Here is a 23,890-nt window from a genome sequence, read left to right on the forward strand (position 1 = left end):
CCTAGTCTCGGGGCATGAGCGATCTTCAACAGCTGAGAAAGCGACTGTCCGCAGCCTTCGAGGTGCCCGATCATAGGAGCAAGGCCCCTCACGACACCCTGCGCGATCCGTTCAGCCTCCTGCACGATGCCGAGGAGCCCGAGCCGCAGATACGGGAAAGCGAAGCGGAAGCCGATCCCGCATCGCTTTCGCTGTGGATGGCGGGGGCCGGGCTTCTGCTTGCTGCCGGCGTGCTGTCCTTCGGTACGCTCGAGACCCATGTGGCCTTCGCGCTCGCATTTTTCGCCATGGCGCTTCTTTTTGCGGTCTACCACATTGCCGAACGCCTTCGTCGCAGCCGTCACGTGCATGCGGTCAAGCAGATCGCCGAGGCAGCCGCCGACCGGGAATGGGCTGCGGAGGAGCGCAAGGCGCTCGTCTCCTCCATCCACGAGAGCTTCGGCGATCTTGCCGTCGTGCGCGACCTCAAGGGCACCATCCGCGTCGCGAACCGGATCTTCTCGGAGGTGACCGGGGAGATGGAGCCTGCCGGGTCTCGTTGCGAGGAGCTGGGCTTCCGGTTCGAGCCGGGCTCGCGGCCGGGGCGTCTCGTTGCCCGGATCGCCACCCCTGCCGGTGAGCGGATCTTCGCCTGGGGCGACACGATCATCCGGCATCCCGACACGGGCGAGCTGCTGACCGAAAGCGTGGCGCGCGACATCACCGAGGAAACCCGATCGACCGCGGACGCCGATGCGGCGCGGCGCAAGGCCGAGCAGGTGAGCGCGGCGAAATCCCGTCTCCTTGCCACCGTCGCCCACGATATCCGCACCCCGCTGACCGGCCTTCTCGGCATGGCAGACCTTCTGGAGCGGTCGAAACTCGGTCCGGACCAGCGCAATTATGTGGCCGGCCTGCGGCAGTCGGGTCAGGTTCTGGCCTATCTCGTCGAGGATCTCCTCGACTTCGCCACCATGGAGGCGGGGCGTTTCGAGCTGCGCCCCGTTCCGGAATCGCCCCGCAACCTGATCGAAGGCATCGTCGAGATGCTCGCCCCCCGCGCCCATTTCAAGGGGCTGGAGATCGCCTCCTTCGTCGCGCCCGACGTGCCGGAATATCTGGAGCTCGATCCGGGTCGCCTGCGCCAGGTGCTTTTCAACGTCGTCGGCAATGCGGTGAAGTTTACCCGCCGCGGTGGCGTCAGCGTCTCGGCCGAGATCGAGCGCGATGATCTGGTCATTCGCGTGGGCGATACCGGGCCGGGCATGACGGCGGCGGAGAAGGCCCGCATCTTCGAGGAGTTCATCCAGGTCGGCCCGTCGCGCTCGCGCAGCGCCGGCAAGGGCCTCGGCCTTTCCATTTCCGCCCGCATCGTCGATGCCTTCGGCGGCTCCATGACGGTGGACAGCGAGAAGGGGGTCGGCAGTACCTTCACGATCCGCATTCCCGTCACATCGGATATCCGGCCCGAAACGCGCCAGAGCCGCAGCGGGCTGGTTCGCAATTCCGTGGCCCTCGTCCTCGTGCCCGACGGACCGGCCGGTGCGGCCATCGACCGGACGATCCGGGCGCTGGGTGGCGAATGCAGGCTTTGCCGCAGCGGCATCGACGTGCTGGAGGCGCTGGACAAGGGCGAGATCAATGGCCGCCGGATCACCGACATCATCGTCGATCACCGGCTCGAGGACGACTTCATCGGACCCTGTTCCGAAAGGGCGGAAAAGCTGCGCCTGCGCCGCATCTTCCTCGTCAATCCCGAGCAGCGCCAGGCGCGCATCGCCGGGCCCTACGATGCCTGGCTGATCCGCCCGATCCGCGAGCAGTCGCTGATCGACGTGCTGGGCGGCCGCCTTCGCGGTCTGGAGAAGCGCGGCGCCACCAACGACAACCGTCCGGCCCGCCTGCCGGCGCCGACCCCCGCCGGAAACAGCCGTGGCCGCATTTTCCTCGGCGAGGACGACCCGGTCAATGCCCTGATGATCCGCACCGCGCTGGAGCGGGCCGGCTTCAGCGTGCATCACGCGGGCGATTTCGACGCCCTGATGGACATGCTTTCGGGCAGCGACGGATGGCGTCCGGATGCCGTGCTGACAGACCTCGGCATGCCGGGCGTGGCGGACCGCGACGTGGTGGCGGAGCTGCGCGCGCAGCTCGATGCCACCGGCCACCAGCATGTTCCGGTCATCGTGCTTTCGGGCGAGAGCGCCGAGGAGATCCGGCAGAATGCGCTGCGGCGCGGCGCGGACCGCTTCCTCACCAAGCCCGTCCCGCCGCTCGATCTCGTCAACGAAATCAACGCCGCGCTGGAAGGATGCCGCAAGCGCCGCGAGGGCTGAGGGGCGGATTCCGCTACCCCGATCTTCGTCACTATCCTGTCGCAGTGCCATGTTTTAAAATCTCCCATCGACAGACGGGGGAGAATCGCCATGACCATGGAACAGGCGCCGAATGGCCAGTTTGAAGAGGTCGAGGTTTCCGCGCACCTGCCCGCATTCCAGGCAGACGACCAGCCGGTGCTCGGCCGGATCGGATCGCTGGAGACGCGCCTCGCCCGCAACGGCTTCGAGATCGATGCGGCACAGCGGGTGCGCTATCAGGTTTTCGTGGAGGAGATGAAGGCGACGCTCTCGCCGGACTCCATGCGGCGCAAGCGCGATACCGATGCCTGGGACGCCATCTGCGACCATCTCCTGGTTCTCGACCGCTCGATCGAGGGCGACACCGAAGACCAGATCGTCGGCACCTATCGCATTCTGCGCCAGGATGTGGCGATGAAGCGGGGCGGCTTCTATTCGGCCTCCGAGTTCGAGATCGATGCGCTCGTGGCCCGTCATCCCGACAAGCGGTTCATGGAGCTCGGCCGCTCCTGCGTGCTGCCCGCCTATCGCACCAAGCGCACCGTGGAGCTTCTCTGGCAGGGCAACTGGGCCTATGCGCTCCGGCATGGCATGCACACCATGTTCGGCTGCGCCTCCTTCCCCGGAACGTCTCCCGACGACCATGCGCTGGCGCTGGGCTTCCTGCATCATTCCGTGCTGGCCCGCGACGAGTGGGCGGTGAGCGCCCGGCCAGAGCTTTTCCAGCCGATGGACCGCAAGCCCTTCGATCCCGCCGACACCCGCAAGGCGCTCGCCACGATGCCGCCGCTCATCAAGGGCTATCTGCGCCTCGGCGCCATGGTGGGCAACGGCGCCGTTGTCGATCAGGCCTTCAACACCACCGATGTGCTGATCGTCCTGCCGATCTCCAGCATTTCGGACCGCTACATCAGCCACTACGGTGCCGATGCGGGGCGCTTTTCGGCCTGACGCAGGCTTCCGGTCAGCAGGTGCAGCCGCAGCGGGCGTGATCCGCCTGCCGGGGCATCGGCAGGTCCGCAATTTCCCGCAGCGAAAGCGCCCGGAGCTCCGGATGCTGAAGGGGATCGCCTTCAGCCCGGCCTGCCCAAGGGCAATCCCGTTCCTGGAGCCAGACGAGAATCCGTTTCATCAGCGCGATCATGGCCGTTCTCCCGATCATCGATCCGATGAAGTATTTCTTCACGCCATGTTCGAAATCAATTGAGTGTTTCGGCCGATGGGTTTAGCTTTTCTGAATGCGAAACCTCAATCTCGTCCATCTGAACGGCCTGCGCGCGGTGGAAGCGGCTGCTCGTCTGGGAACGCTCCAGGCGGTCGCCGAGGAATTCGGCGTGTCGCCGGGCGCGGTCAGCCAGCAGATAACCAAGGCCGAGGCGCAGCTGGGCATGGTGCTCTTCGACCGTCAGCCGCGCGGGCTGGTGCCGACCGAACAGGCAGCCCCCGTGCTCTTTCGCCTGGCGGATGCCTTCCGGTCCCTTTCCGAGGCCGTCCGTCTGGCCGGGCAGCGCGATCCCTCTATCCTCACCATTTCGGTTGCGCCCGTCTTCGCCGCGCGATGGCTGGTCCACCGTCTCGACCGCTTCACCGCCACCCATCCCGAGCTGCATCTGAGGATCGATGCCACGACGCGCCTGATCGACCTCGGGGCATCGGACGTGGACCTCGGCATCCGTGTCGGTCGGGGTGAGTGGCCGCATGTGAAAAGCGAGCTCCTGCTTCAACAGGAGATCTTTCCCGTGGCTTCGCCGGCGCTTGCCGAACGCTTGCACCATCCGGCCGATCTCGCGGCCATTCCCCTGGTGATCGACGATCGTTCGATGTTTTCCTGGGATCTCTGGCTCCGCGCGGCCGGGGTGCCGGACCTTGCCTGTCGCATCGGCCATCGCCTCAACGAGGCGTCGCTTTGCCTCGATGCCGTCATGGCCGGTCAGGGCGTGATGCTTGCCTGGCAGACGCTGGCGGGCGACGCCATCCGGCAGGGTCGGCTGGTGGCGCCCTTCGGCCTGCGCGTCAGGACCGGTTTCGGCCACTATCTCGTCACCGCTCCGGGCCAGCGCCAGCGGCCGGCGGTCGCCGCCTTCGTCCGCTGGCTGAAGGACGAGCTTGCGGACAGCATGGCCAGCCTGGACCGGCACATGCCGCCCGCTGGGCCTCAGCCGCCGGCATTGTAGGCTGCAATCGCCGCCATGTTGACGATGTCGCTGTCCTTGGCGCCCATCTGGGTGATCTGGACGGACTTGTCGAGACCGACCAGCAGGGGGCCGACGACGGTGGAGCCGCCGAGTTCCTGCAGCATCTTGGTCGAAATAGACGCGGAGTGGATCGCCGGCATGACGAGCACGTTCGCCGTTCCGGACAGGCGGCAGAAGGGATACTGTTCCATCCGCTCGTGGTTGAGCGCCACATCCGCCCCCATCTCTCCGTCATATTCGAAATCCACGTGCCGGCGGTCGAGGATCTTGACCGCCTCGCGCACCCGCTCGGAACGTTCGCCGGTGGGATGACCGAAGGTGGAGTAGGCCAGCATGGCGACGCGCGGCTCGTAGCCCATGCGGCGAGCGGTGCGGGCGGCCTCCTCGGCGATATCCGCCAGTTCCTCGGCGGTCGGCATGTCGTGCACCGCCGTATCGGCCACGAAGACCGTGCGGCCGCGGGCAAGGGCCAGCGACACGCCGATCACCCGGCGGCCCGGCTTCGGGTCGATGCAGCGGCGGATGTCCTCGAAGGCGGTCGAGTAGTTGCGCGTCGTGCCTGTTACCATCGCATCCGCATCGCCGAGCGCCACCATGCAGGCGGCGAAGTGGTTGCGGTCCGTCTTCACCAGGCGCTGGCAGTCCCGGTAGAGATAGCCCTTCCGCTGGAGGCGCGAGTAGAGGAAATCCGTATAGGCGTCGACCCGATCCGAAATGCGGGCATTGACCACCTCGATCCCCGGACGGTTGAGGTCGATGCCGTGCTTCTCCGCGGTCGCATGCATCGGCTCGTCTCGCCCGAGAAGAATGGCGGTGCCGAGGCCCTGGTTGGCATAGGAGATCGCGGCGCGCATGACCTGCTCTTCCTCCGCCTCGGCGAAGACGACGCGCTTCGGATTGGCGCGCACCCGTTCGTAGAGCCGCTGAAGCGTGGAGGCGATCGGGTCCCGTCTTGCGGACAGCTCGCGCGCATAGGCGTCGAGGTCGGCAATGTCGCGGCGTGCGACACCCGTTTCCATGGCGGCCCGCGCAACGGCGACCGGTATCGCGGAGATCAGCCGGGGATCGAACGGCACGGGGATGATGTAGCGCGGCCCGAAGCGGGGCCTGTTGCCCTGATAGGCCGCGGCCACATCGTCCGGCACGTCCTCGCGGGCGAGCTCCGCGAGCGCCCGCACGGCGGCAATCTTCATGGCGTCGTTGATGGTCGAGGCCCGCACGTCGAGCGCCCCGCGGAAGATGTAGGGAAAGCCCAGGACGTTGTTGACCTGGTTCGGGTAGTCCGAGCGGCCCGTGGCCATGATCGCGTCGCTGCGGATCTCGGCCACCGCCTCCGGCGTGATTTCCGGATCGGGATTGGCCATGGCGAAGATGATCGGCTTCGGCGCCATGGAGCGGATCATGTCGTCGGTGAAGGCGCCCTTCTGGGAAAGGCCGAAAACCACGTCCGCGCCCTTCATGGCTTCGGCAAGCGTCCGGTTGTCGGTCTTTACCGCATGGGCGGATTTCCACTGGTTCATGCCCTCGGTGCGGCCCTGCCAGATCACGCCCTTCGTATCGCAGAGGGTGATGTTCTCAGGCGCGAAGCCCATCGCCTTGATCAGCTCGATGCAGGCAATCGCCGCCGCACCCGCGCCGTTGCAGACGAGCTTCGTGGTCTTGAAGTCGCGACCGGTCAGTTCGAGCGCGTTGATGAGGCCCGCCGCCGCAATGATCGCGGTGCCGTGCTGGTCGTCGTGGAAGACCGGTATGTCCATGATCTCCCGGAGCTTCTGCTCGATGATGAAGCAGTCCGGCGCCTTGATGTCCTCCAGGTTGATGCCGCCGAAGGAAGGGCCGAGGAAGCGAACGCAATTGATGAATTCGTCCACATCCTCGGTCGCGACCTCGAGATCGATGGAATCGACGTCGGCGAAGCGCTTGAAGAGCACGGCCTTGCCCTCCATGACCGGCTTCGAGGCCAGCGCGCCGAGATTGCCGAGGCCGAGGATGGCGGTCCCGTTCGAGATGACGGCGACCATGTTGCCGCGTGCGGTGTAATCATAGGCGGTTGCGGGATCGGCGGCGATGGCCTTTACCGGAACGGCCACGCCCGGCGAATAGGCAAGCGAGAGATCGCGCTGCGTCGCCATGGGCTTGGTCGGATTGATCTCCAGCTTGCCGGGTCGTCCCCGCGCATGGAAGTCCAGCGCCTCCTGCTCCGTCACGCTCGCCTTGATGCGGCCGGTCTTGTCGTTCACCTGCAATCCTCCCGGTACTGCTGCGCCGGTCTTCGCCCCTCGCGCGCCGGCTTGTCGTTTGAATGGCCCGTTCCCGGGGTCCGATGGCCGCTTCGCCTGTGGGCAGTCGCCCTCGTGGCGGCCTTTCGGGTTGTGCCGGGGGCCGGGGGAGGGCTACTGTTGCACGACTTTTCGATCCTGCAAATATAAAAGCCGTGACAATCAGCCTCTCGCCCACAGCCGAAGCCCTGACCAAAGACGTGCTCGTCTCGGACGCCAGCCGCCAGTCGGCGACGCCGATGATGGAGCAGTACATCGAGATCAAGGCCAGCAATCCGGATTCGCTCCTGTTTTACCGCATGGGCGATTTCTACGAGCTGTTCTTCGACGATGCGGTGGAGGCGTCCCGCGCGCTTGGCATCACGCTGACGAAACGCGGCCAGCATATGGGCCACGACATTCCCATGTGCGGCGTGCCGGTTCATGCCGCCGACGATTACCTGCAGAAGCTGATCGGTCTCGATTACCGCGTGGCGGTCTGCGAACAGGTGGAAGATCCGGCGGAAGCCAAGAAGCGCGGCTCCAAGTCCGTCGTCCGGCGCGACGTGGTGCGCCTCGTCACGCCCGGCACCATCACCGAGGAAAAGCTGCTTTCGCCGGGCGAGGCGAATTACCTGATGGCGCTTGCCCGCATCAAGGGCGGGTCCGAGCCGCAGCTTGCGCTCGCCTGGATCGACATTTCGACCGGCATCTTCCGTCTCGCCGAAACCGAGGCAAGCCGCCTGCTCGCCGATGTCATGCGCATCGAGCCGCGCGAACTCATCCTGCCCGACACGCTCTTTGCCGACCCGGAGCTGAAGCCCGCGCTCGACGTGCTCGGCCGGATCGTCATGCCCCAGCCGGCCGTGCTGTTCGACAGCGCCACGGCGGAGCGGCGCATCGCGCAGTATTACGGGGTCACCACGCTCGATGGCTTCGGCACCTATTCGCGCGCGGAACTCGCGGCCGCCTCCGCCGCCGTTGCCTATGTGGAAAAGACCCAGATCGCCGAGCGTCCGCCTCTCGGACGCCCCGAGCGGGAAAGCAGTGCCTCCACGCTCTTCATCGATCCCGCGACGCGGGCCAATCTGGAGCTGACCAAGACGCTTTCGGGCGACCGCAACGGGTCGCTCCTGAAGGCCCTCGACCGCACCGTGACCGGCGGCGGCGCACGGCTTCTCGCAGAACGGCTGATGTCGCCGCTGACCGACCCGCAGGCAATCCACGACCGGCTGGATTCGCTGGAGGCCCTTCTCGCCGAACCCTCGCTCCGCCAGGCGCTGAAGGAAGGGCTTAAGCAGATGCCGGACATGCCGAGGGCCTTGTCCCGTCTCGCGCTCGACCGCGGCGGCCCGCGCGATCTCGGCGCCATCCGGCAGGGGCTCGAAACCGCAGCCCTCATTGCCGGCCTGCTGGAGAACCGGCATCTGCCGCGCGAGCTCGGTGAGGCCCTCGGGGACCTGAAGGCCCTGCCGTCCACGCTCGCGCTCCAGCTTGGCCACTGGCTGGGCGAGGACCTGCCTCTCCTGAAGCGGGACGGCGGATTCGTGCGCGAGGGAGCAAGCAGCGAGCTGGACGAACTCAGGGCCCTGCGCGACCAGTCGCGCCGGGTGATCGCCGGCCTGCAGCTGCAATATGCCGAGGAAACCGGCATCAAGTCGCTGAAGATCAAGCACAACAACGTGCTCGGCTATTTCATCGAGGTAACGGCCGGCAATGCCGGCACCATGACCGACAGCGACGAGGCGAAAAGCCGCTTCATCCATCGCCAGACCATGGCCAATGCCATGCGCTTCACCACGCCGGAACTTGCCGATCTGGAAAGCCGGATCGCCAATGCGGCCGGGCAGGCGCTGGAGCTGGAACTCGAGGCCTTCGAGGCCATGCGCGCCGATGTGGTCGATGCGGCGGAAGCCCTCAAGCGGGGCGCGCGGGCGCTTGCCGTTCTCGACGTGGCGCAGGGGCTTGCCCATCTCGCCGAGGAGCAGAATTACTGCCGTCCGACGGTCGATGCGTCTGTGACCTTCGCCATATCGGGCGGGCGCCATCCGGTCGTGGAGCAGGCGCTCCGCCGCCAGGCGGGAACCGCCTTCGTTGCGAACAGCTGCGATCTCTCGCCGCCATCGGGGGCGAAACTCGGGGCCATCTGGCTGCTGACAGGTCCCAACATGGGGGGTAAATCCACCTTCCTGCGCCAGAATGCGCTGATCGCCATCATGGCCCAGATGGGCTCCTATGTGCCGGCGGAAAGCGCCCATATCGGCGTCGTCGACCGGCTGTTTTCCCGTGTCGGCGCATCGGACGATCTCGCCCGCGGCCGGTCCACCTTCATGGTGGAAATGGTGGAAACGGCGGCGATCCTCAATCAGGCGACGGACCGTTCGCTGGTGATCCTCGATGAAATCGGCCGCGGTACGGCAACCTTCGACGGTCTCTCGATCGCCTGGGCGGCCGTCGAGCACCTTCACGAGGTAAACTGCTGCCGCGGGCTCTTTGCCACCCATTTCCACGAGCTGACGGTGCTCTCGGAGAAGCTTCCCCGGCTGTCCAATGCCACGATGCGGGTGAAGGAATGGGATGGCGACGTGATCTTCTTGCACGAGGTGGGGCCCGGAGCGGCAGACCGCTCCTATGGCATCCAGGTCGCCCGGCTGGCCGGCCTGCCGTCCTCCGTGGTCGAGCGCGCGCGGGACGTTCTGGCCAAGCTCGAGGATGCGGACCGCAAGAACCCGGCAAGCCAGCTGATCGACGATCTGCCGCTCTTTCAGGTTGCCATTCGCCGCGAGGAGGCAAGGCGCGCGGGACCGTCGAAGGTCGAGGCGGAGCTTGCCGCCCTCAATCCCGATGACATGACGCCGCGGGAGGCGCTTGAGGCGCTGTATGCGCTGAAGAAGAAGCTCGGCTCTTCCGGCCCCTCTTCCTGAGACGAAAGGGCTCTGGCGCGGTGCGGGCCGAGGGGCTAAACAGGGTGCCGTCCTTTGAACCGATTTGGCCGGGAGCACCCCGCGACGATGAGCGCAGCCCTTAACGACATCCGTTCCACCGATCCGGAGAGGCTCATCGACGGCGAGGCGCTGCGCAAGGCCCTTTCGCTGATCGCAAGCACCCAGGCCGAGAGTGCGGCAGGCATGCGCACCGCCGTGCTGCAGCTTCTCAAGAAGGTGAAGGCCGAAGGGCTTGCCGAGGCACGTGCCCGGCTCGATGCGGACCGGCTGGGGATCGTCTGCGCCAGGCGCATTTCCCGGATGATGGACGACATGATCGCGGCCCTGCACGATTTTGCCGTCAACCACGTTTTCGGGGCGGCGAATGCCGCAGCCGATGCCCGCATTGCGGTGATGGCCGTCGGCGGCTACGGGCGCGGCACGCTGGCGCCCGGCTCTGACATCGACCTTCTCTTCCTGCTGCCGCAGAAGCCCGCGGCCTGGAACGCCCCGGTCATCGAATACATCCTGCTGCTTCTCTGGGATCTCGGCTTCAAGGTGGGGCACGCCACCCGCACCGTCGAGCAATGCCTGGTGAGCGCCAAGGGCGACATGACGATCCGCACCGCGCTGCTGGAGGCGCGTCTCGTCAGCGGTTCGGAACCGCTGGCGGAATCGCTTGCCAACCGTTTCGACTGGGAGGTGGTGCTGAACACCGGCGCGGAATTCGTGGCTGCCAAGCTCGAAGAACGCGACGAGCGCCATCGCAAGTCGGGCGATACCCGCTATCTGGTCGAACCGAACGTGAAGGAAGGCAAGGGCGGGCTTCGCGACCTCCACACGCTCTTCTGGATCTCGAAATATTACTACCGCGTCAAGGAGCCGGGCGACCTCGTCAAGCTCGGCGTGCTCTCCCGCCACGAATGGCAGCTCTTCCAGAAGGCCGAGGATTTCCTCTGGGCCGTGCGCTGCTTCCTGCATTTCCTGACAGGCAAGGCGGAGGAGCGGCTCTCCTTCGACGTGCAGCGCGATATCGCCCAGAGCCTCGGCTACCAGTCGCGTCCCGGCCTTTCGGATGTCGAGCGCTTCATGAAGCACTACTTCCTCGTCGCCAAGGACGTGGGCGATCTCACCCGCATCTTCTGCGCCGCCCTCGAGGACCAGCAGGCCAAGGAAGCGCCGGGGATCACCGGCATGTTCCGCCGCTTCTCCAACCGCAAGCGGAAGATCGCCGGCACCCTCGATTTCGTCGTCGACCGGGGCCGCATCGCGCTTGCCCATCCCGACGTCTTCAAGCGGGATCCGGTCAACATCATCCGCTTCTTCCACATGGCGGACATCAACAAGCTGGAGTTTCACCCGGATGCGCTGAAGCGCGTCACCCGGTCGCTTTCGCTGATCAACCAGGATCTCCGGGAAAACGAGGAGGCGAACCGGCTTTTCCTCTCGATCGTCACCTCCAAGCGTGACCCGGCCCTCATTCTCCGGCGCATGAACGAGGCGGGCGTGCTCGGGCGGTTCATTCCCGATTTCGGCAAGATCGTCTCGATGATGCAGTTCAACATGTATCACCACTATACGGTGGACGAGCATCTGATCCGCTCGCTCGATGTTCTCGCGGAAATCGACCAGGGCAGGGCAGGCGAGGTCCATCCGCTGGCCGCCACTGTCATGCCGGGCATCGCCGACCGCGAGGCCCTCTATGTGGCGGTGCTGCTTCACGACATCGCCAAGGGGCGGCAGGAGGATCACTCGATCGCCGGCGCCAAGGTCGCGCGCAAGCTCTGCCCCCGTCTCGGTCTTTCGCCGCGCCAGACCGATCTCGTCGCCTGGCTGATCGAGGAACATCTGCTGATGTCGATGGTCGCCCAGACCCGCGACCTCAACGACCGCAAGACGATCACCGATTTTGCCGAACGGGTACAGTCGCTCGAGCGGCTCAAGCTGCTGCTGATCCTCACCGTCTGCGACATCCGCGCCGTGGGTCCGGGCGTCTGGAACGGCTGGAAGGGGCAGCTGCTGCGCACGCTCTATTACGAAACCGAGCTGCTGCTCTCCGGCGGCTTCTCGGAGGTTTCGCGCAAGGAGCGCGCCGAGCAGGCGGAGCATGCACTGGCCGACGCCCTTTCCGAGTGGTCGCAGAAGGACCGCCGGCATTACTCCCGGCTGCACTACCAGCCCTATCTTCTGTCGGTGCCGCTCGAGGACCAGGTGCGCCACGCCCAGTTCATCCGCCAGGCGGACAAGGCCGGCCAGGCGCTCGCCACCATGGTGCGCACCCACTCCTTCCACGCGATCACCGAAATCACCGTGCTCTCGCCCGACCACCCGCGCCTGCTCGCCGTCATCACGGGCGCCTGCGCGGCGGCGGGCGCGAATATCGCGGATGCGGAAATCTTCACGACGACGGACGGCCGGGCGCTCGATACGATCCACATCAACCGCGCCTTCGAGAAGGACGAGGACGAGCTTCGCCGTGCCGGCACCATCGGAAAGATGATCGAGGACGTGCTCTCGGGCAAGAAGCGCCTGCCGGAGGTGATCGCGACACGAACCAAAGGCAAGAAGAAGAGCCGCGCCTTCGTCATCCCGCCGGGCGTCACCATTTCCAATTCGCTCTCCAACAAGTTCACCGTCATCGAGATCGAGTGCCTGGACCGGACCGGCCTTCTGTCGGAGATCACGGGCGCGCTTGCCGACCTCTCGCTCGACATCGCCTCCGCCCGCATCACCACCTTCGGCGAGAAGGTCATCGATACCTTCTACGTCACCGATCTCGTCGGGCAGAAGATCACCAACGAGAACCGCAGTTCCGCCATCATTCAGCGCTTGAAAGCGGTCATGAGCGAGGGGGAAACGGAGAAGGATGCGGGAGGGGCCCGCGTCCCGGAAAGCCCGCGCCAGGAAATCCAGAAGAAGGCGCGGAGCGAAGCATGAGCCTGGTCAAGAAGTTTGCGACGGTCGGCGGGGCAACGCTGGGCAGCCGCCTTTTCGGTTTTGCCCGCGAGACGCTGATGGCGGCAGCACTCGGCACCGGCCCCATGGCGGACGTGTTCTATGCCGCCTTCCGCTTCCCGAACCTCTTCCGCCGTCTCTTTGCCGAGGGTGCGTTCAACGCCGCCTTCGTGCCGCTTTTCTCCAAGGAGATCGAGGCAAACGGCATCGATGGCGCCAAGCGCTTCTCGGAAGAAGTCTTCGGCGTGCTGTTCACCGTGCTCTTGCTGCTGACCATCGCCATGGAACTGGCGATGCCGCTCATCGTGCAGTTCATCATCGCTCCCGGCTTTTCCGACGATGCCGACAAATACTGGACGACGGTAAAGCTTGCGGCGATCATGTTCCCCTATCTCATGTGCATGTCTCTGACAGCCATGCTGTCGGGCATGCTCAACTCGCTGCATCACTTCTTTGCCGCGGCGGTCGCGCCGATCTTTCTGAACGCCGTGATGATTGCCGCCCTCGGCTATGCCCTGTGGACCGGCGCAGAACCGCGCGATACCGCCTGGTATCTCTCCTATGGCGTGCTGATCGCCGGCCTGTTGCAGATGGCGGTCGTCTATGCGGGCGTGCGTCATGCGGGCATTGCCCTCACCTTCAAGCGCCCGCGCATCACGCCCAACGTCAAGCGCCTCCTGTGGCTCGCCGTTCCCGCAGCCGTGACAGGCGGCATTACCCAGATCAACCAGATCATCGGCCAGGCCATTGCCTCGGGCAAGGAAGGGGCGATTGCCGCGCTCCAGTATGCAGACCGGATCTACCAGCTGCCGCTCGGCGTTGTCGGCATTGCGGTGGGCGTCGTTCTCCTTCCCGAGCTCGCCCGCGCGCTCAAGGCAGGCCACATGAAGGAGGCCGGGAATACCCAGAACCGGTCGATCGAGTTCGTGCTGTTCCTGACCCTGCCGGCGGCGGCGGCGCTGTGGGTGCTTTCCGACGAAATCATCCGCGTGCTTTACGAGCGCGGCGCCTTCTCGGAGCAGAACACCGCGGTCGTCGCCTCGATCCTGGCAATCTACGGGGTGGGTCTGCCGGGTTTCGTGCTCATCAAGGCACTGCAGCCCGGCTTCTACGCCCGCGAGGATACGAAGACCCCGATGCGCTTCACCATCGTTTCGGTCGTCGTGAACTGCACCCTTGCCGTCACCCTCTTTCCGCTGATCGCCGAGCGTGGCATCGCCACGGCGGAAGTCGCCTCCGGCTGGATCAACACGCTGCTCCTCGGCTCGACCCTCATCTGGCGCAAGCATCTGGTGCCGGAAGTGGCGCTGATCCGGCGCGCGGTCATGATGGTGGTTGCCGCGCTGGTGATGGCGGGCGTGCTTGTCTACGCCAAGACCTATCTGGGCGCCTGGTTGCAGCCGCATACGCCGCTCCTGTATCAGGCAGGCGCGCTCGGCGTTCTGATCGCGCTCGCCATGGTCGTCTATTTCGTTCTCGTCTTCCTGATCGGCGGGGCGAACCTCTCGATGATCCGCCGAAACCTGAAGCGCGGCGCTTCGAAGGATGCCGCCTGATGCGCCTGTCCCTCTTTCTGGTCACGCTGGTGGTGGACGATTACGACCGGGCAAAGCGGTTCTATTGCGATGCGCTCGGCTTTGAATGCCTGCGGGACGAGATTCTGGACGCTGGAAAGCGCTGGGTGGTGGTGAAGCCGCCGGGCGGAACGGGTGCCGCGCTGCTGCTCGCCAAGGCCGATGGCGAGGAACAGCAGGCCGCGATCGGCAACCAGACGGGCGGGCGCGTCGGGTTCTTTCTCGAAACCGACGATTTCGACCGGGACCACAGGCGGATGCAGGAGGCCGGGGTGGAATTCCGGGAGGCACCCCGCACGGAGATCTACGGCAAGGTGGCGGTTTTTGCCGATCCCTTCGGCAACACCTGGGATCTGATCGAGCACGCCGCGTGAAATCCCTTGATTGGCAAGGGGTGGCATTGCATAAGCGCTCAAATTGACCGACTTCCTATCCGGGGATTGCCATGAACCAGTTCCAGCCGCTCGTGTTTTCCGGTGTGCAGCCGACGGGCAACCTGCATCTCGGAAACTATCTCGGCGCCATCAGAAAGTTCGTGGCGCTGCAGGAAAACAACGACTGCATCTATTGCGTCGTCGATCTCCATGCCATCACCGCCCAGCTGGTGCATGAGGACCTGAAGGGTCAGATCCGCTCGATCGCCGCCGCCTTCATTGCATCAGGCATCGATCCGGTGAAGCACATCGTCTTCAACCAGTCGGCCGTGCCGCAGCATGCGGAACTGGCCTGGGTGTTCAACTGCGTCGCCCGCATCGGCTGGATGAACCGGATGACCCAGTTCAAGGACAAGGCCGGCAAGGATCGCGAGAATGCCTCGCTCGGCCTGCTCGCCTATCCGAGCCTGATGGCGGCCGATATCCTCGTCTACCGCGCCACCCATGTGCCTGTCGGCGACGACCAGAAGCAGCATCTGGAGCTGGCCCGCGACATCGCCCAGAAGTTCAACATCGACTATCAGGACAAGATCCGCGCCACCGGCCAGGGCGTCGACATGGTGGTCGGCGAGGAGCCGATCCATGGCTATTTCCCGCTGGTCGAGCCGCTGATCGACGGGCCGGCGCCGCGGGTCATGAGCCTGCGCGACGGCACGAAGAAGATGTCGAAGTCCGATCCCTCCGATCTCTCGCGCATCAACCTGATGGACGATCAGGACACCATCCTGAAGAAGATCCGCAAGGCCAAGACCGATCCCGATGCGCTGCCGTCCGAGACCGAAGGTCTTGCCGGCCGTCCCGAGGCGGACAATCTCGTCGGCATCTTCGCCGCGCTCTCGGACAAGTCCAAGGCCGATGTGCTGAAGGAGTTCGGCGGTCGCCAGTTTTCCGAGTTCAAGCCGGCGCTGGCCGATCTTGCCGTGGAGGTGCTTGCGCCCATCAACGGCGAGATGCGCCGCCTGATGGACGACACCAGCCATATCGACGCGATCCTGCGCGATGGCGGCGAGCGTGCCGGTGCGCGCGCGGAAAAAGTGATGAATGACGTGCGCGACATTATCGGTTTCCTGCGTTAAGAGTGTCCGGGACGACAAGCTCGTCCCTGTACTTTCAAGCGAGGAGGCGAAAGGCGCGGCATGGTTTCAAAACGTCTGTCCAGGCTCGAAGGGCATCGCCGCAAGTTTCTGGCCGTCATCGATGGAACGCCCGAATGCCAGCGCGCGGTCTATTATGCGGGCCGCCGCGCCAAGAATTCCAACGGCGGGCTCGTTCTGCTCTACGTCATACCGGACGGCGATTTCTCCCAGTGGATCGGCGTCGAGGCCATCATGCGGGCCGAGGCGCGCGAGGAAGCGGAAGCGGTTCTTGCCCGCACCGCCCAGACCGTCCGCGAGATGATCGGGCTCGAGCCGGAAGTGGCGATTCGCGAAGGCAGCGTGACCGAGCAGATCCACGCCCTCATCGAGGAGGACCGGGACATAGCCATCCTGGTGCTGGCCGCCGGATCGGCAAAGGACGGTCCCGGCCCCCTGATCGCATCGATTGCAGGGCGCAGCGCCGCCTTCCCGATCCCCGTCACGGTGCTGCCGGACAATCTCAGCAACGAGGATATCGACGCGCTCTGCTGAACGGGGCGCTGTCGGAACCTGACTTTCCTTCACCGGTTTATGACTTGTAAGCGGTGATGAAAGCGCCTATCTCTTTTGAAGAATTCTAAAGTCACGTCGCACTCCCCGGAGGAGAAGCCCATGTTCATCCAGACCGAAGCCACCCCCAATCCCGCCACGCTGAAGTTCCTGCCGGGCAAGGTCGTCCTGGGTCAGGGGACGGCGGATTTCCGCAGCGCCGACGATGCCGAGGCCTCGCCGCTTGCCTCCGCGCTGTTTTCGGTTCCCGGCGTCACCGGCGTTTTCTTCGGCTACGACTTCATCACGGTGACCAAGAACGATGCCGAATGGCAGCATCTGAAGCCGGCCATCCTCGGCACCATCATGGAGCACTTCATGTCCGGCGCTCCTGTCATGGGCGGTGCGGGTACCCGCCAGGGTGACGCTGCCGACGAGGGCGAGTTCTTCGAACCCGGCGACGAATCGATCGTCGCGACCATCAAGGAGCTCCTGGAAACCCGTGTCCGCCCGGCCGTTGCCCAGGATGGTGGCGACATCACCTTCAAGGGTTTCCGCGGCGGCAAGGTCTTCCTCAACATGAAGGGCGCCTGTGCCGGTTGCCCGTCCTCGACCGCGACCCTGAAGCACGGCGTGCAGAACCTGCTGCGCCACTTCATTCCGGAAGTTCAGGAAGTCGAAGCCGTCTGATTGTTTTGAAGGCCGGGGGGCACGCGCTGAGCCATGATCGTTCTGGCACTGGATACGGCCGGGGTGGATTGTTCCGCAGCCCTTTATGACGGCGCGAAGAACCGCATCCTTGCCGAGCGCACGGAGCGGCTGGGCAAGGGGCACGCCGAACGCCTGACCGACATGGTGCAGGAGGTGCTTTCCGAAGCGGGCCTTGCCCTCGATGCCGTCGAACGGATCGGCGTGACCGTCGGCCCCGGGTCCTTTACCGGCATCCGCACCGGCGTCGCCGCGGCAAGGGGCTTTGCCCTGGCCCTTGGCGTGCCGGCTGTCGGCATCACCACTCTCGAGGTTCTCGCCGCCGACTGGGCCTCGCGCCATCCCGGAAAGCCTGTGGTGGCCGCCATCGACGCCAAGCGCGGCGAGGTCTATGCCCAGGCCTTTGCCGGCGACGGCAGCCCGGTCGATGCGCCGGTCGCGCTGGACGTGGAAGCGTTTCGCCAGCTTGCCGCACGCCATGGCGGAGCCGTTGCCGGTTCTGCCGCTTCCCTTCTCGCCGCGGCCGGTCCCGAGGCCGAGCCCGATCGCTTTCCCCCGTCCGTGCTGGCGCGGCTGGCGCATGCAGCCCCCGTTGCCCACAAGCCGAAACCCCTTTATCTCCGCGCGCCCGATGCCAAGCCACAGGCCGGGTTCGCCCTTTCCCGGACCTGATCGCCGTGCTCGACAACTATCTCACTCGCAAGCATGAATTCGAGATAATGCCGATGCGGGCGGATGATTGCCCGGCCGTGTCGCGCCTTCATGGCGAGCGCTTTTCGCAGCGCTGGGGGGACGGGGAGTTTCACAGCCTTCTGTCCCAGCCGAGCGTCTTCGGCTTCGTGGCCCGCCAGACGACGGGTCTCTTCAAGACGCCGCTCGCCGGCTTCGTGCTCTCGCGGGAGGCGGCGGGCGAAGCGGAGATCCTCACCATCGCGGTCAGCCACAAGCTGCAGCGCTCCGGCCTCGGATGGCGGCTCATGCAGGCGGTGATGCGCGAGGCGGGCAGCCGGGGTGGCTCCACCCTCTTTCTGGAGGTCGACGACGGCAACCACGCCGCGCTTGGCCTCTACCGGAAGCTGGGCTTCGAGAAGGTCGGTGAACGGCCGGCCTACTACACGGCTGCGGACGGCCGCCGTTCGACGGCGCTTGTCATGCGCCGCGTTCTTGGCTAGGTCCTTATCGGAAGCGATGTCGTTGACCGGGGTATGGCTTGAGCGATGGGCAATCTGTCCAAGACATTGGAGGAGCTTTGCGCGGCGCGTGGCATGCGGATGACCGGCCAGCGACGCGTGATCGCGCGCATCCTCGACGAGTCCGAGGATCACCCGGATGTGGACGAGCTCTATCGCCGCGCGTCGAGCGTCGATCCGCGCATTTCCATCTCCACCGTCTACCGCACGGTCAAGCTGCTCGAGGATACGGGTGTCATCGCCCGCCACGCCTTCCGTGATGGCCGCTCCCGCTATGAAACCGTGCCTGCCGAGCATCACGATCATCTGATCGATCTCAAGTCGGGCCGTGTCATCGAATTCCGTTCCCCCGAAATCGAGGCGCTTCAGGAGCGCATCGCCCGGGAGCACGGCTTCCGCCTCGTGGATCATCGCCTCGAACTTTATGGCGTTCCGCTCAAAAAAGACGAGCGCTGAAATGCTGGCAAACGAACGCGGACCGGGGATCGTCAGCCGCGTGCGGATCGTCGGTGTCTTCATCGGCATCAGCCTGGTGACGCTGGTGCTGCTGCCGCCGCATCTGCTCTGCCTGGCGCTCAACATCCCGCTCTGGCGCCGCATCCCGCGCCTCTGGCATCGTGCCGCCTGTGCCCTTCTCGGAATCCGCGTGCGCATCCACGGGCGTGTCGAGAAAAGCCGGCCGCTGATGATCGCCTCCAACCACATCTCGTGGAAGGATATTCTGGTGCTCGGCTCGATCATGGATGTCGTCTTCATCGCCAAGGCGGAAGTGCGCGACTGGCCGGTCTTCGGCACTTTGGCCAGGCTTCAGCGGTCGATCTTCGTCAAGCGCGAGGAAACCCGCAAGGTCGGCAAGCAGGCCAACGAGATCGCCGCCCGTCTCGCCGGCGGCGAGGTCGTGGTGCTCTTTCCGGAGGGCACGACGTCTGATGGCAACCGGCTGATGGACATCAAGTCGTCTCTCTTCGGGGCGGCCGCCTCCGCGGTGCCCTACAGCCCGAACGGCCATGTGTATGTCCAGCCCGTCACCATTGCCTATACCGGCGTTCACGGCATGCCCATGGGCCGGTTCCACCGGCCGATCGCCGCCTGGCCCGGAGACATCGAGCTTGTGCCCCATCTCGGCGGCATCCTGAAGACGGGCGCCATCGAGGTGGACGTGAGCTTCGGAGAAACCGTCACCTTCGACGCCGAGAGCAACCGCAAGCGCCAGAGCGCGCTGATCCAGGATCGCATCCGCAAGATGCTGGAAGACAGCCTTCGCGGCCGGCTGCCGCACTGAAACGCCCGCAATTCGCGCATTTAGCGATTTTCAAAGGCCGCAAAAGTCACTACATAGCCCTGCCATGAGCAACGATATCGCCCTTCCAGCCGAAACCGACGCAACGACCACCGGCGCCCAGCGCAAGGTCTTCGTGAAGACCTATGGCTGCCAGATGAACGTCTATGACAGCGACCGGATGACGGATGCCCTGTCGCGGGACGGCTATGTCGCGACCGACGACATGCAGGAGGCGGATCTCGTTCTCATCAACACGTGTCATATCCGCGAGAAGGCAGCCGAAAAGGTCTATTCCCAGCTTGGCCGCCTGCGGGAGATGAAGAAGGCGCGGGCAGCCAGGGGGCGGGAGCTGATGATCGGCGTCACCGGATGCGTCGCCCAGGCGGAGGGCGAGGAAATCCTTCGCCGGGCGCCGGCGGTCGATGTGGTCATCGGCCCGCAGACCTATCACCGCCTTCCCGAAGCGCTGAAGCGCGCCAAGGCCGGCGAGCGCGTCGTCGACACCGAATATGCCCTGGAAGACAAGTTCTCCCACCTGCCGCAGGCCGAAAAGGCAAAGACCCGCAGCCGCGGCGTGACCGCCTTCCTGACGGTGCAGGAAGGCTGCGACAAGTTCTGCACCTTCTGCGTGGTTCCCTATACCCGTGGCTCCGAGGTCTCGCGCCCGCTGGCGCAGGTCATGGAGGAGGCGCGCAACCTCGTATCCGCCGGCGTGCGCGAGCTGACCCTGCTCGGCCAGAACGTCAATGCCTGGCACGGCAAGGATGCGGATGGCCGCGAGCTGACGCTCGGTGACCTGCTGAACCGCCTTTCGGAAATCCCCGGCCTGCTGCGGCTGCGCTACACGACCAGCCACCCGCGTGACATGGACGAGCGGCTGATCGACGCCCATCGGAACCTGCGGATGCTCATGCCCTATCTGCATCTGCCCGTGCAGTCGGGATCCGACCGGATCCTCAAGGCCATGAACCGGCGCCATACGGCGAAGGATTATGTGGCGCTGATCGAAAGAATTCGCAGCGCGCGGCCCGATATTGCCCTCTCCGGCGATTTCATCGTCGGTTTCCCCGGCGAGACCGAGGAAGACTTCGCCGAGACGATGCGTCTCATCGAGACGGTCGGCTATGCCCAGGCCTTTTCCTTCAAGTATTCCATCCGGCCCGGCACGCCGGGTGCCGAGCTCGGCGGGCAGGTGGACGAGGCGGTGAAGACCGAGCGGCTCGAGAAGCTGCAGGCCCTGCTTTTCAGCCAGCAGCAGCAGTTCAACGAGAGCCGCGTCGGCCTGGAATTCGACATCCTTCTGGAGAAGCCGGGCCGCCTCGACGGCCAGCTCATCGGCCGTTCGCCCTGGCTTCAGTCGGTCAATGTGGCCGGTCATCCGGATGAAATCGGCTCGCTGGTCAGGGTCAGGATCACCGATACGGGGGTGAACAGCCTCTTCGGGGAGCGGGTCTAGGGCCGGCCGGTTGCGCCCGAAGATTGCGCGAAGCCTGTTGAGGGATTTTTCTCTCCCTTCACAAATCGGTCGTTCCGCACTAGCTTGTGTCATGGACACCAAGCACAGGAGCCCGATCGCTTGAACGGCCACGAACTGGTTACATCCTCGCCGCGCCAGTCCCGCACCTCCGAGACCGACGTCAATCACTTCGTCCTTACGTTCGAGAACAACCGGCTTGCAAGCGAGCTCTTCGGTCAGTTCGATCAGAATCTGAAGCTTCTCGAGAAGCACCTTCGCATCGATGCCACGGCCCGCGGAAATTCCGTGTCGATCACGGGCGAGCTCATGGCAACGAACCAGGCGCGGCGCGCGTTGGATTTCCTCTACGAGCGACTGCAGCGCGGCGGCTCCGTCGAAGCCTCCGACGTGGAGGGTGCAATCCGCATGGCGGTTGCCTCCGACGACCAGCTGACGCTGCCGACGATGGAGCGAAAGGCAAAACTGTCCATGGCGCAGATCTCCACGCGCAAGAAGACGATAGCAGCCCGCACGCCGACGCAGGACGCCTACATGCGGGCGCTGGAGCGCAGCGAGCTGGTCTTCGGTGTCGGTCCGGCCGGTACGGGCAAGACCTATCTGGCGGTCGCGCATGCGGCGCAGCTGCTCGAGCGCGGTGCCGTTGACCGCATCATCCTGTCGCGCCCCGCTGTCGAGGCGGGAGAGCGGCTCGGCTTCCTTCCGGGGGACATGAAGGAGAAGGTCGATCCCTACCTGCGGCCTCTCTATGATGCCCTCTACGACATGATGCCGGGCGACAAGGTCGAACGGGCGATTACCGCAGGCGTGATCGAGATCGCGCCGCTTGCCTTCATGCGCGGACGCACCCTTGCCAATGCGGCCGTCATTCTCGACGAGGCGCAAAACACCACGTCCATGCAGATGAAGATGTTCCTGACCCGTCTCGGCGAAAACTCGCGGATGATCATCACCGGCGATCCAAGTCAGGTCGACCTCCCGCGCGGTGTCAAATCCGGTCTGGTGGAGGCCCTGCAGATCCTGCCGGGCATCGAGGGGATTTCCATCGTGCGCTTCAAGGATGTCGATGTCGTGCGCCATCCGCTTGTGGCCCGCATCGTGCGGGCCTATGACGCCGATACCGCGATCGTGGACGAGAGCGAGCAGATCGACCGCTGATGGCACGCCCGGAGAAGAATGGCCCGCGTCTCGACATCCAGGCGAGCGTGGAGGAAGGCAACTGGCAGGACGAGGCGGCGCTCGAAGCCTTCTCGACCCGTATCCTCGAACATGCCGCAGGCTACCTGGCGACCCGGGAAGGCCAGCCCTTCGGACCTGCGCCCATCGAAGTCTCGCTTGTCTTCACGGACGACGCCTCGATCCGCGAGATAAACAGCGAATGGCGCGCGCAGGACAAGCCGACGAACGTGCTGTCCTTCCCCGCCTTTCCGCTGGAGCCCGGCGGCAAGCCCGGGCCGATGCTCGGGGACATCGTGCTCGCCCGCGAGACGATCGAGCGGGAAGCGGCGGACCTCGGAAAGCCGGTCGAGGAACATTTGACCCATCTGCTGGTTCATGGTTTCCTGCATCTCTTCGGCTATGATCACATGGATGCCGAGGAGGCCGAGGAAATGGAAGGCCTCGAGACTCGCATTTTGGCAGAACTTGGGATATCTGATCCTTACGCCGGGCAGGAACCGGTCTGACATATTGGTACGATGAACGATTTGACACCCAATCCGGCCCCCGCGGCCAAAGAATCGGCGAACACGGACGATCCTTCGAGTACGCCCAGGGCCGAGGCAGGCGCAAAATCCTCCTTCTGGTCCCGCGCAGCCCGCATCTGGCGGCCCGTCCCCGGCTCCAGGATCCGGCAGGATCTTGCCGATGCCCTCCTGACCGGCGAAACCTTCGGCAATGCCTTCTCCCCGGAAGAACGGGCCATGCTGCACAACATCCTGCGCTTCCGCGAGGTGCGGGTAGAGGATGTGATGGTTCCGCGCGCCGACATCGAGGCCGTCGACATCAACACGACCATCGGCGAGCTGATGGTCATTTTCGAGGAGTCCGGCCGCTCGCGCATGCCCGTCTACAGCGAGACGCTGGACGATCCCCGCGGCATGGTCCACATCCGCGACCTGCTGTCCTACGTGACGAAACAGGCCCGCAACAAGCGGCGCAACGGCTCTTCCAAAACCCAGGCCGCCGGCCAGAACGGCGAAAGAAGCGAAACGAAATCCGCCCCGAAGCCCGCCATGGATCTCGGCCGCGTGGATCTCAACAAGACCATCGGCGAGGCCGGCATCCTGCGCAAGGTGCTCTTCGTGCCGCCGTCGATGCTCGCCTCCGACCTTCTGGAGCGCATGCAGGCGAACCGCACGCAGATGGCGCTCGTGATCGACGAATATGGCGGGACCGACGGCCTTGCCTCGCACGAGGACATTGTCGAGATGGTCGTCGGCGACATCGAGGACGAGCATGACGACGAGGAAGCCATGTTCACGCAGACATCCGAGGATGTCTTCGTGGCCGATGCGCGCGTCGAGCTGGAGGAGCTTGCGGAAGCCATCGGGCCCGATTTCGAGGTGGCCGACCGGCTCGACGACATCGACACCCTGGGTGGCCTGATCTTCTCCGCGCTCGGCCGCATTCCGGTGCGCGGGGAGGTGGTGCAGGCACTGCCGGGCTTCGAATGCCACATCCTCGATGCGGATCCCCGGCGCATCAAGCGTGTGCGCATCACCCGCCGCAAGGCCGCCGTTCGCCGCCGTGCCGTCCGGGGCGAGGGCGAGGGGGCGGCCAACGAGAACGGTGCGCCCGCCGGCACGGGCGAGCCATCCGCCGAAGGCGCCGAGCATTAGGCGGAGCAACGCCAGCCTCGGGGCAGACAGCGCAAGCCGCATCTGCCTCAGGCGGGCCCCCTCCATGACTAGGGACAAATCCCCCGGTTTTTGAA

At 65.2% G+C, this 23,890-nt stretch carries 20 protein-coding genes; 18 read left to right on the forward strand and 2 right to left on the reverse strand.

The features are described from left to right. The first annotated feature begins 14 nt into the window (after positions 1-14). Positions 15-2,315 carry a hybrid sensor histidine kinase/response regulator gene (locus tag GGR23_RS04885; protein ID WP_183365000.1) on the forward strand — a complete coding sequence of 767 codons (2,301 nt, stop codon included), beginning with the start codon at positions 15-17 and terminating at the stop codon, positions 2,313-2,315. Positions 2,316-2,405: 90 nt separating this feature from the next. After that, positions 2,406-3,287, forward strand: coding sequence for a l-ornithine N(alpha)-acyltransferase (gene olsB, locus GGR23_RS04890; protein WP_246364971.1), 882 nt, complete (start codon positions 2,406-2,408; stop codon positions 3,285-3,287). Between the two features lie 13 nt (positions 3,288-3,300). Here olsB and GGR23_RS04895 read toward each other — a convergent pair whose 3' ends face one another. Next, complete coding sequence (locus GGR23_RS04895; RefSeq protein ID WP_183365001.1) at positions 3,301-3,480, reverse strand: hypothetical protein; 180 nt, start codon at positions 3,478-3,480, stop codon at positions 3,301-3,303. A 94-nt stretch (positions 3,481-3,574) separates the two neighbouring features. On the opposite strand from GGR23_RS04895, the gene GGR23_RS04900 reads away from it, so the two are divergent. Beyond that, the gene (locus GGR23_RS04900; protein WP_183365002.1) at positions 3,575-4,510 is read left to right on the forward strand and encodes a LysR substrate-binding domain-containing protein; all 936 of its coding nucleotides are present in this window, start codon (positions 3,575-3,577) and stop codon (positions 4,508-4,510) included. Here GGR23_RS04900 and GGR23_RS04905 read toward each other — a convergent pair. Then, complete coding sequence (locus GGR23_RS04905) at positions 4,492-6,777, reverse strand: NADP-dependent malic enzyme (RefSeq protein WP_183365003.1); 2,286 nt, start codon at positions 6,775-6,777, stop codon at positions 4,492-4,494. The two genes, GGR23_RS04900 and GGR23_RS04905, sit on opposite strands and share 19 nt — an antisense overlap. A 194-nt stretch (positions 6,778-6,971) precedes the next feature. Between GGR23_RS04905 and mutS the strand changes: the two genes are divergently transcribed. The 15 genes from mutS (at position 6,972) to GGR23_RS04980 (ending at position 23,795) form a co-directional block, all read left to right on the forward strand. After that, positions 6,972-9,713: a DNA mismatch repair protein MutS gene (gene mutS / locus GGR23_RS04910; RefSeq protein ID WP_343066624.1), complete on the forward strand. Its 2,742-nt coding sequence runs from the start codon at positions 6,972-6,974 to the stop codon at positions 9,711-9,713. Between the two features lie 87 nt (positions 9,714-9,800). After that, positions 9,801-12,650 carry a [protein-PII] uridylyltransferase gene (locus GGR23_RS04915; RefSeq protein WP_183365004.1) on the forward strand — a complete coding sequence of 950 codons (2,850 nt, stop codon included), beginning with the start codon at positions 9,801-9,803 and terminating at the stop codon, positions 12,648-12,650. Further along, positions 12,647-14,224, forward strand: a complete 1,578-nt coding sequence (gene murJ / locus GGR23_RS04920; protein WP_183365005.1) for a murein biosynthesis integral membrane protein MurJ — start codon at positions 12,647-12,649, stop codon at positions 14,222-14,224. The genes GGR23_RS04915 and murJ overlap by 4 nt, the downstream gene beginning before the upstream one ends. Continuing rightward, a complete protein-coding gene (locus GGR23_RS04925; RefSeq protein ID WP_183365007.1) occupies positions 14,224-14,616 on the forward strand; it encodes a VOC family protein in 393 nt (130 codons plus the stop codon). Before murJ ends, GGR23_RS04925 begins: the two co-directional genes overlap by 1 nt. A 71-nt stretch (positions 14,617-14,687) precedes the next feature. After that, entirely contained in the window at positions 14,688-15,752 is a 1,065-nt protein-coding gene (trpS, locus tag GGR23_RS04930) for a tryptophan--tRNA ligase (protein ID WP_183365009.1), read from the forward strand. 60 nt (positions 15,753-15,812) lie between these two features. After that, positions 15,813-16,304 carry a universal stress protein gene (locus GGR23_RS04935; protein WP_183365011.1) on the forward strand — a complete coding sequence of 164 codons (492 nt, stop codon included), beginning with the start codon at positions 15,813-15,815 and terminating at the stop codon, positions 16,302-16,304. Between the two features lie 120 nt (positions 16,305-16,424). After that, on the forward strand, positions 16,425-16,991 hold the full coding sequence (locus GGR23_RS04940; RefSeq protein WP_183365013.1) for a NifU family protein: 567 nt from the start codon (positions 16,425-16,427) through the stop codon (positions 16,989-16,991). A 33-nt stretch (positions 16,992-17,024) separates the two neighbouring features. Next, complete coding sequence (tsaB, locus tag GGR23_RS04945; protein ID WP_183365015.1) at positions 17,025-17,681, forward strand: tRNA (adenosine(37)-N6)-threonylcarbamoyltransferase complex dimerization subunit type 1 TsaB; 657 nt, start codon at positions 17,025-17,027, stop codon at positions 17,679-17,681. Positions 17,682-17,686: 5 nt separating this feature from the next. After that, on the forward strand, positions 17,687-18,181 hold the full coding sequence (locus GGR23_RS04950; RefSeq protein ID WP_183365017.1) for a GNAT family N-acetyltransferase: 495 nt from the start codon (positions 17,687-17,689) through the stop codon (positions 18,179-18,181). A 45-nt stretch (positions 18,182-18,226) separates the two neighbouring features. Beyond that, complete coding sequence (locus tag GGR23_RS04955) at positions 18,227-18,655, forward strand: Fur family transcriptional regulator (protein WP_183365018.1); 429 nt, start codon at positions 18,227-18,229, stop codon at positions 18,653-18,655. 28 nt (positions 18,656-18,683) lie between these two features. Beyond that, positions 18,684-19,481, forward strand: coding sequence for a lyso-ornithine lipid O-acyltransferase (gene olsA / locus GGR23_RS04960; RefSeq protein WP_183365752.1), 798 nt, complete (start codon positions 18,684-18,686; stop codon positions 19,479-19,481). Positions 19,482-19,545: 64 nt separating this feature from the next. Further along, positions 19,546-20,937, forward strand: a complete 1,392-nt coding sequence (gene miaB / locus GGR23_RS04965; protein ID WP_183365019.1) for a tRNA (N6-isopentenyl adenosine(37)-C2)-methylthiotransferase MiaB — start codon at positions 19,546-19,548, stop codon at positions 20,935-20,937. 120 nt (positions 20,938-21,057) lie between these two features. Continuing rightward, on the forward strand, positions 21,058-22,113 hold the full coding sequence (locus tag GGR23_RS04970) for a PhoH family protein (protein ID WP_183365020.1): 1,056 nt from the start codon (positions 21,058-21,060) through the stop codon (positions 22,111-22,113). After that, entirely contained in the window at positions 22,113-22,640 is a 528-nt protein-coding gene (ybeY, locus tag GGR23_RS04975; protein WP_183365021.1) for an rRNA maturation RNase YbeY, read from the forward strand. Before GGR23_RS04970 ends, ybeY begins: the two co-directional genes overlap by 1 nt. Before the next feature lie 12 nt (positions 22,641-22,652). After that, positions 22,653-23,795 carry a hemolysin family protein gene (locus tag GGR23_RS04980; RefSeq protein WP_183365022.1) on the forward strand — a complete coding sequence of 381 codons (1,143 nt, stop codon included), beginning with the start codon at positions 22,653-22,655 and terminating at the stop codon, positions 23,793-23,795. Positions 23,796-23,890 lie beyond the last annotated feature (95 nt).

The organism is Gellertiella hungarica, assembly GCF_014197145.1.
GTDB classification, from domain to species: domain Bacteria; phylum Pseudomonadota; class Alphaproteobacteria; order Rhizobiales; family Rhizobiaceae; genus Gellertiella; species Gellertiella hungarica.